Source organism: Methanolobus sediminis (assembly GCF_031312595.1).
Lineage (GTDB): Archaea > Halobacteriota > Methanosarcinia > Methanosarcinales > Methanosarcinaceae > Methanolobus > Methanolobus sediminis.
The window spans coordinates 368,224-380,610 of sequence record NZ_CP133592.1; the positions used below are offsets into that span (position 1 = coordinate 368,224).

The following is a 12,387-nucleotide window of genomic DNA, read 5'->3' on the forward strand; positions in this document are numbered from 1 at the left end:
TATGTATGGTAAGAGATCTTTACATGTTCTCAAGAGTGAACGAGGAAGCAGATGTTATCTGGTTCAAGGTTGCATATGAGAACACAGTACATTCTGAGGCTGATATAACTTCTTTTTTTGCAGAGAAAGGACTTGATATTAGATTTGCATACCTGGATAGCTCAAAAGACCCGACAAAGGGCAAATATGTCATGTTCACGGAAGCTGAAAAAGGAAGAGATATCGAAAGTATTGCTGAAGAACTTGAAAGGATGGATGTAGTACACACGGTCAAATGGGGTTACTCAAAGAACCGGGCCATCCAGTCAGTGGATTTTCCACTGAGAATCCTGGGTCAAAGAGCCGTTCTTATAAGAGCAAAGACATTTGTGGATATAATCAACATTATGAATGAGCAGGTTCCACAATCAGAAGGACTGCTCACTATCATCGGACTCCGAAATGGCGCCGGTGCTGCCGGATACATGAGGGAGATGTCAGAAATGAATGATGAAAACTTCCTTGACCTTCTGGGAGAGCTTTTTATGGCTGCCGGCTGGGGTAAAATAGAATATGACATCAATATTATCGAACTTACCGGAAAGGTGCGGATAAAAGATTCTTTCATTGCCGAGGAAATTAGAGACAGTGATGTCCCTGTATGCACGTATATCAGTGCATTTCTTGCTGGATATATATCAGAGTGCCTTAAAAAAGCAGTTCAGGTACGTGAATCCAGGTGTAAAAGTATGGGTAATGAAGACTGTGAGCATGTAATTTCGCCTGCTTCCTCAGGTGTGAAAATTGAGCACGTCCTCAGGGGAGAGTTACATTGATACGGCAACCTAATGCAATCCTCGGTAACGACCGATTGCTTGTTACAATGGGTAAGAAAGGTGAAATATTTGGGTTTTACTACCCTGGAAGAGATTTTGCTCAACATGTGGAAGACTCTCAATCATGTTTATACGATGGTAAAGGTCTCATCTGGTCTAATGCCCGTGAATGGGTTGCTGATCAAAAATACATCGAAAACACAAATGTGGTCAGTACAGAACTTACACATTCAAACGGTCTTAAAATGAACATACTCGATTATGTTCATCCCAAACTGCCGGTATTGGTACGGAAATATAAAATAAGCTCTCAGAAAAAATTTACTGGTAAATTCTTCTATTACTCCAATTTCCAGGTTGGAGAAATGAAAAAGAAGAACTCTGCATTCTGTGATCATGATTCCGGGCTTGTGGCGCAGTACTGGAAGAACTATTACATCGGAATCAGCTCAACTCCCGTATTCAAAGAATGGCAGATAGGAAAAGCAATGGACACAATATGGTGGACAAATGCCAAATATGATATGGAAGACGGAGAGCTACAGAAAAACAATGAAGATATTGGTAACTTAAATTGTGCCATTGGATGGGACATTGATATTGATGCATCAAAAACAGCTGAATTCACAGTGTATATAGGTGCAGCCTCCAGACGACCTTCACTATACAAGAGAATGAGGGAGATTCAGACGGAAACTCCTGAAAGCATATACAATGATGTGCAGGAAAAATGGATCAAATGGCTCTCCAGAAAAAAACTACTGGAACTTCCTGATTATCTTGGTTTTGATACATTTAAGCAGGACATGCAAAAAGCATTCAACAGGTCATTATTAACACTTAGTTTGCTCAATGATCCCAGTAAAGGTTCGTTTGTAGCTGCTCCTGAATTCGATCATGAATTTGAAATGTGTGGAGGTTACGGATACTGCTGGAACAGAGACAGCGCAGAGATAGTGCTGTCACTGCTAAAGTCGGAATATCCGGAATATTGCTCGCGGTTCTTTAATTGGTGTAAAAACACCCAGATGCACGATGGTTCATGGTTCCAGCGTTACTGGCTTGACGGGAATACGGCACCTTCCTGGGGAAATTTTAGCTTTTCAACACAGATCGATGAAACTGGCAGCACCATATTTGCAATGGACCAGTACTATCGTACACTCCAACATCCTGTCAGGGAGGAGTTTCTTGATAGTGTATGGGCTACCGTGTTAAGTGCTGCTGAATATCTCATGAGGAGAACAGCTGAAGGTGTGCACGATCCCTGTATATGCCTATGGGAAACACATACAGGAATCTTTACTTATACCAATGCTGCTATTTATGCCGGTCTTTTAGGCGCTGCCAACATGGCAATAGACTATAATGAAAAAGGACTGGCTGACAGATGGACAGAAAGAGCTGAGTTCATCAAGAAAACCACCATTGAAAGATTCTGGCTTGATGAAGGATATTTTGCAAGGGGAATAACCAATGGACAGTTGGATACTGCAATTGATGCAAGTATCATAGGTACTTTTGTTCCTTTTGGAATGCTTGCACCTGAAGTTCCAAAAGAAAAAGAAATGATAAAATCCATCATTGAAAACATAGAGAAGCAGCTAAGGGTTCCGGTTAGTGATCATTTCGGTATCAAACGATATGTTGATGATAATTACATTGAAGGGAATCCATGGATAGTTACAACCCTCTGGCTTTCAAAAGCAATGCTTGAAATGGCATTCATTATTGATCCTAACTTAGGGGAAACTGAGAACAGGGAACATAGGAAATTCACACATGATGCGTTAAAGTACATCCAGTGGTCACTCAAAGGAACAACTGGTGCTGGTATGCTTCCCGAACAGGTCAATAAGTATACAGGCCGTCCTGCATGGGCTATCCCGCTCTGCTGGAGCTGTGCACTTATGCTGGATAATATCCTCTTGCTTGATAAAATAGAAAGAAAACTAAACAGCTCAAAAGAGAGAGAGCACACTGGAATTACGCATGATATATTCAGATTATCATGAAGGAACATCAAAGGAATGGCTGATCACTAACGGCCTTGGAGGATATGCATCTTCTACTGTGATAGGAACCAATACCCGAAAGTACCACGGACTTCTGGTTGCTTCCATGAATCCACCAGTAGAGAGAATGGTGCTGCTTTCTTCCCTTGATGAAGAACTATATACTGAAGATGGTGTTCACAAACTCGCGGTTCATAAATATCCGGGTGCAGTATATCCGAATGGTAACGAATACCTGAAAAGCTTCAGTGCTGAACCTTTACCGAAGTTTCTCTACAATTCTGGAGGGCTGATAATCAAGAAACATATTCTGATGGTAAATGGTGAGAACACCACCATTATAAAATATGATATTGAAAATCCTGGAAAAAAGAAGGCTTTTCTGAAGATTCTTCCTCTTGTCAACAGCAGGTCGATTCATCATCTTACCAAAGCTTCCGATATAACCTTTTCTCAAGAAATTGCAGAAAATAGCATTCTAATAAAAGCTGCTTACCAGCAATTCAGCCTGATCTCGGACATGCTATACCAGACAGATGAACACTGGTACTATGATTTTGAATATGAGATGGAGCTTTCAAGAGGTTATCCTTATCATGAAGATAATTTCAATCCCGGTTTTTTTGAACTTGAAATAAATAATGAACACTGCTCATGTTTTGTGATCGCAAGCGCAGAATCCAATGAAAACTGGAAGAATGCAGACCTGCATGCAATAGATGAGCTAATACTCAGAGAAGAAAAAAGGATTCGTGACATTGAAACATCAAATGATAAAGATGATGTCTTTTTACAGAAACTGCTGATTGCGGGCGACTCTTTTATTGTTAACAGAAAGAGCACAGGTGCCAGGTCGATAATCGCCGGTTATCACTGGTTCGGTGACTGGGGAAGGGATACTATGATATCACTACCAGGTCTTACACTTGTAACCGGAAGGTTCGATGATGCAAGGTCGATACTTTCCACTTTCGCGTCCAGTTGCAAAAACGGACTTATACCGAACCTCTTTCCTGAAAATCCGGCAGATTCACCTGTTTACAACACAGTAGATGCTTCCCTGTGGTTCGTGCATGCGGCAGGTAAATACCTGGACTATACCGATGATCTGACATTTATTGAGAAGCTCTGGCCGACTATTATGGATATTGTAAATAACTATCGCAACGGAACTGACTATGGCATCAGGATGGATGATGATGGACTGATAGAACATGCCGGACAGCTCACATGGATGGATGCAAAAATAGGAAACTGGGAAGTAACTCCAAGAAGAGGAAAAGCCTGTGAGATCAATGCCCTCTGGTACAATGCACTTGTCTATGCTGCAGATATGGGAGAAAAGCTTGGTAAGGATGTAGCGGGTCTTAGAAAAACTGCTGAGATCACGGCTGAAAGCTTCATGGAGAAATTCCATAATAATGAAAGGAACTGTCTTTATGACTGCATCTCAGGTTATGGTGAAGACTGGAAAGATGCTTCCATAAGACCCAATCAGGTTTTTGCTGTATCTCTTACCCATACGATGCTGCCACATGAAATTGAAAAGGGAATTGTGGATATAATTAATGAAGAACTGCTTACTCCCTATGGACTACGGACACTCTCACCTGCTGATAGCAGATACATTGGATATTACAAAGGAAATACTGAGGAAAGAGATGCAGCTTATCATACTGGTACCGTATGGCCATGGCTGCTTGGACCTTATATCACTGCATATGCCAGAGTCTACAAAGACAAAGCTGAAACCAAGGACAAGCTTAGAGATTTGCTGAAAGGAATTAAAAGGCACCTGGACACTGTGTGTATTGGCAGCATATCTGAGATATTTGATGGTGATAATCCTCATGAACCTGGCGGATGTATTTCACAGGCATGGAGTGTAGCTGAAATAATGCGTTGTTATGTTGAAAATATAAAGAAATAGAGATTAGGTTAATATATTATTTTAAGGATTTCACACGCAATCTTTAAGAAAGTTTAAATTCATTTTAACATGTAATTTTGGGTTTTATTACAAAAAGCGTGTGGGAATTATGGAATCAATGAGAATTGCTATGTTCTCATGGGAGAGCCTTCACTCGGCGAAGGTCGGCGGACTGGCACCCCATGTGACTGAGTTATCAGAGCAGCTTGCTAAATTAGGACATGAAGTCCATATATTTACTCGAAGTGCCTGGTATCGGGATTACGATGAAATAAATGGTGTTCATTATCAAAGATGTAGCTTTGATGAATCCGGGGACATAATAGCCCAGATGAACAAGATGTGCGATGCGATGTATTCGCGTTTCATTCAGGTTTCAAAGGATTTCGGGGATTTTGATGTGATCCACGGCCATGACTGGCACCCGGTAAATGTATTGAACCGTATCAAATACGAGCTTGGAAAACAGTATGTAATGACATACCATAGTACTGAATGGGGAAGGAACGGAAATGTCCATGTAAACTCCCCTACAGCCCTTGATGTTTCCCATAGGGAATGGCTGGGAGGGTATGATAGCTCACAGGTAATCATTACTTCGGATAATTTCAAAAAAGAAGTTCAGGATCTCTATAGTATTCCTGATTACAAAATATCTGTAATCCCAAACGGCATTTCCCCTGGTAAAATGGAGAAAGATGTTGATGCAGGCTCTATCAAGAAAGAATATGGCATTCATCCTTACTCTCCGGTCATACTTTTCACAGGTAGAATGCACTACCAGAAAGGTCCGGATATGCTGGTCAGAGCCATCCCTAAAGTGCTTGATGGGAATAACTGGGGTGCTCACTTCGTATTCATCGGAGAAGGTGAGATGAGGCCATATTGCCAGAATCTTGCAAATGACCTGAACATAGGTAATTCATGTCATTTCCTGGGCTACTCATCCGATGATGTTCTTAAAGACTGGACTAATGCATGTGATATGACCTGTGTACCGAGCAGGAACGAACCTTTCGGAATTGTTGTACTTGAATCATGGGATGCAACAAAAGCAGTTGTTGCAACGGACGCTGTTAATATCGTGGACAATTTCCAGAATGGTATCCTGAGTTACAGGAACCCGGAATCAATTGCATGGGGTATAAATTACGCCCTTGACGGCCTGGATTCACGAACACCCGGTATGGGTTCGAACGGAAAGAAACTTGTCAAAACAAAATTTAGCTGGGATACAATTGCAAAAAACACGGTTGACGCTTATAATAAAATTGAATGAAGTGATAATATGGACGAAATGTGTTTAAATATAGGGGAAGCAGCAGGTTATGTTTACAGACTGCTTGAGAATGAAGAATCCAATATGGCAAATCTTAAAAGCCACCTCAAGGAAAATGGATATGATCAACAGATGGTATTCATGGCTATTGGCTGGCTTTCAAGAGAAGACAAGATATGTATGACCAAGAATGGAAATTCATGGTCATTAAAATTGAAATAAACATATATATCTGACTTTGTTATCACCTGAGGTCTAAAAGGTCCCTCAGGCCATCTTTTCTTACGTAGAGGTCTAAAGTAGACTCATATTTCGATTTTGGATTTTGTATAATAAATTACTGGATGTTTCAGAGTAAATTGATATATGTAAACCTCAATAAATTAACTACTTATTAAAAACAGATATAGGGGAATTATATGATGAATATAAAAAATAAAAACAATAAAAACTTAGTTTTTAAACCACTGTTTCTGCTTTTAGCAGTGCTTATTTTGACAGGCACTGCCATGGCAGCAAACAACAGCACAGGAAACAGAATATGGGATGCAGATGAAAATCTCTCTCTTGAATACACCTGGACTGCACTAAGTTATTCAGGATTTTACTATGACCTTGACTCAGGTGTCGGGTCAGAAACACTCACAATCACCCTTGACAGTGACAGCGACAGAAGCATTGGAGACGGTGACCTTGAGTATTCAACAACACCAATCGATACTGATTTTGAACATGACGACTGGGGTTCATATCAGGTAATCGGATTTATGGCAGAAAGATACTTCGCAGGCTATACCGATGATACGGAATTTGCAGATGACAGTGTTAGCCTGATATCAGACGGCATACTTGCAAAAGTACTGCTTGACGATGATGAAAAGATCTCACTTTATTCAGGTTCCTCACTCATACTTGAAGAAGGATATGAACTTGAAGTTGTGGAAGTAGACCTGAATGGCGACAGTGTCATGGTAACACTCTCACAGGATGGAGACCAACTTGATACAAGTATTGTTTCCGCAGATGATGATTATGTATATGAGAAAGAGATTGGTACTGATGATGAAGTTCCAATAATTGCAGTACACTTCAACAATATCTTCCAGGGAACTGAAACAAATGCAGTGTTTGTTGAGGGCGTCTTCCAGATATCCGAAGACTATGTTGAAATCGAATCAGGAGATTCTTTCGGAAAGATGGAAGTTAAGACCTTAAGTTCTGACATGATCACAATGGAGAACTCAGATGGCATTTCACTTGGAAGAGGTGACACAGTCAGCATAATGGGTAAACTGAAATTCATCGTTGCAGATGACAGCACCCTGAGATTTGGCCCTGTACTTGACATGTCAGACCCTGGAACCTATGAACTTAGAGGTACAGTGGCAGAAGATGAAGAACTCACATGGACACCACTGAACTTTGAAGGTTTCTACTACAACATTGATGAGGGCGTAGGAACAGAATCACTTGAGATCAAAGACCTTGGTGGAAGGACTATAGATGATGGTGACCTTGTTTACAGGAGTGTCCCACTTGATGTGAGCTTTGAACACGATGACTGGGGAGACTTCCAGGTTGTCGGTTTCATGGCAGAGAAATACTTTGCCGGATATCCGGATAATGAATTTACTGATGATGTAAGCCTGCTTTCAGACGGCAAACTATCAAAAGTACTCATTGATGATGACAGTAAGAACTCACTTTACTCTGGCTCATCATTGATACTGGAAGACGGATATGAACTTGCAGTAGTGGAAGTTGATACAAATGGTGACAGTGTCATGGTAAATCTCTTACAGAATGGAGATGAGGTAGACACATCAATTGTATCTTCAGACGATGATTATGTCTACGAGAAAGATATTGGATCAGTAGATAATGTGCCTGTAATTGTCGTGCACTTCGATGAAATATTCCAGGGTACTGAGACAAATGCAGTATTTATTGAAGGTATCTTCCAGATATCAGAAGACCTTGTAGAGATATCAGACAACGAAAAATTCGGTGAGATGGAAGTTACAAGTTTCTCATCAGATGAGATCGTCCTTAAGAACGAGGATTCAATCTCACTCACAAGAGGAAAGATCATTGACATTATGGGTGATATTTCATTCAATGTTGCCGACTCTGGTGATGTACGCTACTATCCTTTCGTTGAAGTTTCCACCGAGCCAACTGAATCTCTTGCAATAGAAATCGATTCTGTGGTGAAAGAAGACGAAGAAATTGACATCGAAGTTACATCCAGAGGTGCTGCTGTAAGTGGTGCTACCGTAATGTTTGGAGATGATGAAGCTGGAACTACAGGTACTGATGGAACTATTTCTTACACCCCTGGTACAGCCGGCACTTTTACAGTAACTGCTGAAAAGGACGGATATGTTTCTGCAAGCGAGAAGGTAGAAGTTATCTCTTCTGATGATGCTACAAAGAAGCTTATCATTGAAGTATCACCTGAGAGTGTTGTTGAAGAAGACATCATCACAATTTCAGTTATGACTGCAATCGGAGGCGATGCTGTTGAGGATGTACAGGTCTACTATGACAACAACCTCATAGGAACCACTGACGCGGACGGCACAGTTACCTACACCGTAAAAGAGACAGGAATGCACAAACTTGAAACTTCAGCAAGCAACTACCTTGATGCAGAGCTTAATCTTGAGGTTCTTGCCCTGGAAGCAAAGTTCACATACTCAAACCTCCAGGTAAGCCCAATACTTGTGAAAACAGGTGAAGATGTTACTGTAACTGTGGATGTAACAAACACAGGAACAGCAGCAGGTGACAAGGATGTTGAGCTAATGGTCAATGGAACAACTGTGAACTCACAGAGTGTTTCACTTGATACAGATGAATCAACTACTTTGACATTCACAGTCTCTGAAGAGGAAGCAGGAACCTATGAGGTCCAGGTTGGCAGTTCTACAGCAACTTTTGATGTTGAAAAGAGCTCCATCCCGGGTCCGGGAATTCTGGTATCTGTAATGGCATTCATTGCTGTTGCAATGCTGATACGCAGGAAAGAGAACAAATAAGGAAAGAACTTAAAAGTAAATTTGTACCTGCATTTGTGCAGGTACTTTAACTATTTTTTGTAAATCATTTTTCTACAGTATAAAACTGATTTGTTTTGAATAAACCGGGACACTATCCCTGTTTTAAAATTGCCATTGAATAAGGTTCCAATGATACCTTTACAAACATTGTGGAATCTGACTGTTCAATTAAATACTCATTATCAGAGTGAAGCAGGTCTTTCATTTTTTGTCCTGCTGAATGAAGGTTGCTGTCTACAACAATGCAATCGCTACGGGATTCAGAATCAAGATTTAGAGCAACAAGTATCTCTGTTGTATCAAGTATTCGTGAATAAGCCAGAATACAATTGCCAGTTGACGGATGAGAGAACTCCTTTCCTGTTTCAGAAGTCTGCCTGAAATATTGCCTTCCATAGCGAAGTGCTGGTTCTGAAAGCCTTATGCCTGCAACTCTGGATATGTCTTTGTAGATTGGATTATCAGGATTGAAGAAATGATATCCTTTCGTTCCGAAAGCTCCCCATTCACCACCAAACATACACTCCCGGATATATACATCATCCTCGCCTCCACCATCAAAACCCTGTTCTGTGCCGTAATAGATGCAGGGTATACCCTGGCTTGTGAGTAAATATGTCATTGCAAGAACAACCTGCTGATGAATGGTGTTCCCATACATGAAACGCCTGTATGGCCTTATCATCTGGTCATGATTATCTACGAAGGTCACAAAATACCGGCCAGCTTCTCCGTGATCCGTATAAAGGTTCCTGAAGGCATCATACCTATTCCTGAGAACTGATGGTTCATTGAACCCTTTTATTACTTCCTCAAGCACAAAATAAAGTGGGAAATCAAGAGCTGCATCCAGGGACGGGAAGCGCTCATTGGTTCCGGGAATACGACTGTTGCGACCAATATATTGCTGTATTGTGGTGTCATCGCCAACAATTTCCCCGAAAATGAAGAAATTGTGTTTGCCGATGGATTTCGCATATTCCTTGATGGCATTACAGAAGATGGCTGTGGAACTGGATTCCAGATGCTTCACTGTGTCCATTCTAAAACCATCGATATCTGTTGTCTTTATCCAGTACTTGTAAGCCTTGATCAGAGTGTCAAGAACATCGTACCTGCGTACATCAAGTTCTTTCAGCGTGAAAAAATCACCATTTACCGCCTGTTCATTGTCGTTCCAGTCTGTAATCTGGCCTCTTCTCTTGTAACATTCAGGATCCTGAAGTTCCTCCGGCCAGACAGCATCGTTTTCACCAATAATGTTCTGATCATTATCAGTGGGAAAAGTACGCCATTTACCAAAATCAAAAGGACCGGGGGCATCTTTCCAGTAATAGTACGGATAACTGCCAGGATATGACCAGTTATCTCCAGTATGGTTGATTATGATATCCAGAATTACGTACATATCCCGGCTGTGGGCTTCTTTTACAAGTTCCTGCAGGTCTTCCAGAGATCCGAACCGCTCATCAACCCTCAGAAAATCCTGAATTCCATAACCGTGATAACTGTCCTCCTTTTCCTGCCGGTTCCTGAATACCGGACTTAACCAGATAGCATTGGCACCCAGACCTTTGATATAATCAAGTCTTCGGGTTATGCCTTTTATATTACCGCCCTGGAACTTTTTCCCCTGTGAGATATCAAGCTCCTGCGACTCTGATGAACTGCTGTAAGCTTCTGTATCCACCGCATTGTTGTCAAACCTGTCCACCAGCAAAAAATAAATGAACACATCCCTCCAGTCTGAAGGAGATGGAAAAACACTATTTTGAATATCGAAGTTAATGTCTTTAACAGATTGGATATTTTCTCCCATATGAATCCCTGTTAATTATTGTATCTTAAAGATAATAATCGTTTGTACCCTGTGCAGAAATTAGAATCGTATAAAATCAGTCACGCATATCTGAGCATATAAGCATGAAGTCATCTCTGGAAATTGAGCGAAAACCATTTCTGAGAAACATACCCCAACGGGCTTTATTATTGATAAACTCCAGTTGAGGTATCAGCGGCCTGATATCTGTTTCATGGATGTCGGCAAGATATTCAACCTCACGCCGATATTGTTTAAATGAAGCCGAAAGGTTCACTTGAAATACCTCTTCTCCGGTAACCCTTGCAATTGCCATGAATCTCTGATATGGTTTGGTATCGCCGTATATTCTTTTTGGAGAATAGTATGCTATCCAGTCACCAATATGCATTTTTTCCAGAGGAGAACTCCTGCCGTGAGAAGCCTGTGTAAATCCCCCATGTATCCCTGCAAATACATGATCTCTGGACGCAACTATGAGCCAGTATCCAATCTTATTTTGCATATTTAAGACTCAATCCTGATAGTCAGCTTTTACTTTTTAGCTGTACTAAAACCTATCAGGGAATATGGAAGACAGTGCCGTGTTATTGATGAAAACAAACCAACAAGTGCAATTAAAGCTAGTATCCACTGCCATATACCTGGTGATACCAGATTCATTGCAAGGACAATTATTGCAAGGGTTCCCAAAAGTGCCCTGATATAAAGATCAATACCGCCCACATTCTCCTTGAATAACAATTCATTCATATCCATATTTTCACTCCCTTAAATCAATTGAACAGAATTATAAGTAAATGATATTCTGAACAAAGAAAATATGAACGAACTTACAGATAAAAGGTTCTGATATGTAATTAGAAAAGAGTGAAGTACATCAGCCAGGTGTATAAAACTAAAGATTATTCTAAATCGATACTCCATATAAAGTAATAAAATAAGATTATGCGGGAATAATACCCGCACTTTCCAGATTACTCATCATCTTTTTCTGTTCATCTGTGAATACTCGTTCAATATCCAGAAGTACAAGCAATCTGCCATCAATCTTTCCAACACCCTGTATATATCGCTCACTTACACCTTTTGTGATAATATCAGGTGCTTTGTCAATATCGTCTGTAGATATCCTTAGTACCTCAGTAACAGAGTCAACAATCATCCCTGCAGTAAGGTTACCCAATTCCACAACCACAATACGTGAACTGGCATCTTTTGTGCTGCTCATCAGACCAAACCTTTTAGCAAGATCTATAACAGGGACCAGACATCCCCTCAAATTAATCATGCCTTCCACATAGCTAAGTGTTTGAGGAATATTAGTGATCTCAGGAACACGGATAATTTCTTTTACTCTTGATATATCAATACCGAATTCTTCATCGGAAAGCTGGCATATAACCAGTTGGAGCAGCTCTTCTGTTGAGCTGCCATCCTTCACGAATTCTTCCATCTGGATTCCTC

At 40.7% G+C, this 12,387-nt stretch carries 10 protein-coding genes; 6 read left to right on the forward strand and 4 right to left on the reverse strand.

Features of this window, described 5'->3' with window-relative positions; genetic code table 11:
• Positions 1–5 precede the first annotated feature (5 nt).
• The 6 genes from RE474_RS01745 to RE474_RS01770 all read left to right on the forward strand — a co-directional run bounded on the left by RE474_RS01745 (position 6) and on the right by RE474_RS01770 (position 9,080).
• Positions 6–815 carry a V4R domain-containing protein gene (locus RE474_RS01745; RefSeq protein WP_309311271.1) on the forward strand — a complete coding sequence of 270 codons (810 nt, stop codon included), beginning with the start codon at positions 6–8 and terminating at the stop codon, positions 813–815.
• Entirely contained in the window at positions 812–2,830 is a 2,019-nt protein-coding gene (locus tag RE474_RS01750) for a glycoside hydrolase family 15 protein (RefSeq protein WP_309311272.1), read from the forward strand. Before RE474_RS01745 ends, RE474_RS01750 begins: the two co-directional genes overlap by 4 nt.
• Entirely contained in the window at positions 2,808–4,760 is a 1,953-nt protein-coding gene (locus tag RE474_RS01755; RefSeq protein WP_309311274.1) for an amylo-alpha-1,6-glucosidase, read from the forward strand. The genes RE474_RS01750 and RE474_RS01755 overlap by 23 nt, the downstream gene beginning before the upstream one ends.
• Positions 4,761–4,869: 109 nt before the next feature.
• Entirely contained in the window at positions 4,870–6,039 is a 1,170-nt protein-coding gene (locus tag RE474_RS01760; RefSeq protein ID WP_309311275.1) for a glycosyltransferase family 4 protein, read from the forward strand.
• Between the two features lie 9 nt (positions 6,040–6,048).
• Positions 6,049–6,261, forward strand: a complete 213-nt coding sequence (locus RE474_RS01765; RefSeq protein ID WP_309311276.1) for a winged helix-turn-helix domain-containing protein — start codon at positions 6,049–6,051, stop codon at positions 6,259–6,261.
• Positions 6,262–6,461: 200 nt separating this feature from the next.
• Positions 6,462–9,080, forward strand: coding sequence for an MA0829/MM1976 family S-layer protein (locus tag RE474_RS01770; RefSeq protein ID WP_438861594.1), 2,619 nt, complete (start codon positions 6,462–6,464; stop codon positions 9,078–9,080).
• 112 nt (positions 9,081–9,192) lie between these two features.
• On the opposite strand, the gene RE474_RS01775 is transcribed toward RE474_RS01770, so the two are convergent.
• From RE474_RS01775 to RE474_RS01790, 4 genes are all read right to left on the reverse strand, one after another.
• Positions 9,193–10,920 (reverse strand): alpha-amylase family glycosyl hydrolase, encoded by a 1,728-nt coding sequence (locus RE474_RS01775; protein WP_309311278.1) that lies wholly within the window; start codon positions 10,918–10,920, stop codon positions 9,193–9,195.
• A gap of 76 nt (positions 10,921–10,996) precedes the next feature.
• Positions 10,997–11,425 (reverse strand): EVE domain-containing protein, encoded by a 429-nt coding sequence (locus tag RE474_RS01780; protein ID WP_309311279.1) that lies wholly within the window; start codon positions 11,423–11,425, stop codon positions 10,997–10,999.
• 29 nt (positions 11,426–11,454) lie between these two features.
• Positions 11,455–11,679 carry a YgaP family membrane protein gene (locus tag RE474_RS01785; RefSeq protein ID WP_309311280.1) on the reverse strand — a complete coding sequence of 75 codons (225 nt, stop codon included), beginning with the start codon at positions 11,677–11,679 and terminating at the stop codon, positions 11,455–11,457.
• A gap of 187 nt (positions 11,680–11,866) precedes the next feature.
• On the reverse strand, positions 11,867–12,376 hold the full coding sequence (locus RE474_RS01790; protein ID WP_309311281.1) for a chemotaxis protein CheW: 510 nt from the start codon (positions 12,374–12,376) through the stop codon (positions 11,867–11,869).
• Positions 12,377–12,387: the final 11 nt, after the last annotated feature.

Coding starts and splice junctions, on each gene's coding strand:
- RE474_RS01765 (WP_309311276.1), top strand. CDS start 6,049: ATGGACGAAATGTGTTTAAATATAGGGGAAGCAGCAGGTTATGTTTAC.
- RE474_RS01760 (WP_309311275.1), top strand. CDS start 4,870: ATGGAATCAATGAGAATTGCTATGTTCTCATGGGAGAGCCTTCACTCG.
- RE474_RS01790 (WP_309311281.1), bottom strand. CDS start 12,376: ATGGAAGAATTCGTGAAGGATGGCAGCTCAACAGAAGAGCTGCTCCAA.
- RE474_RS01745 (WP_309311271.1), top strand. CDS start 6: ATGGTAAGAGATCTTTACATGTTCTCAAGAGTGAACGAGGAAGCAGAT.
- RE474_RS01785 (WP_309311280.1), bottom strand. CDS start 11,679: ATGGATATGAATGAATTGTTATTCAAGGAGAATGTGGGCGGTATTGAT.
- RE474_RS01780 (WP_309311279.1), bottom strand. CDS start 11,425: ATGCAAAATAAGATTGGATACTGGCTCATAGTTGCGTCCAGAGATCAT.
- RE474_RS01770 (WP_438861594.1), top strand. CDS start 6,462: ATGAATATAAAAAATAAAAACAATAAAAACTTAGTTTTTAAACCACTG.
- RE474_RS01755 (WP_309311274.1), top strand. CDS start 2,808: ATGATATATTCAGATTATCATGAAGGAACATCAAAGGAATGGCTGATC.
- RE474_RS01775 (WP_309311278.1), bottom strand. CDS start 10,920: ATGGGAGAAAATATCCAATCTGTTAAAGACATTAACTTCGATATTCAA.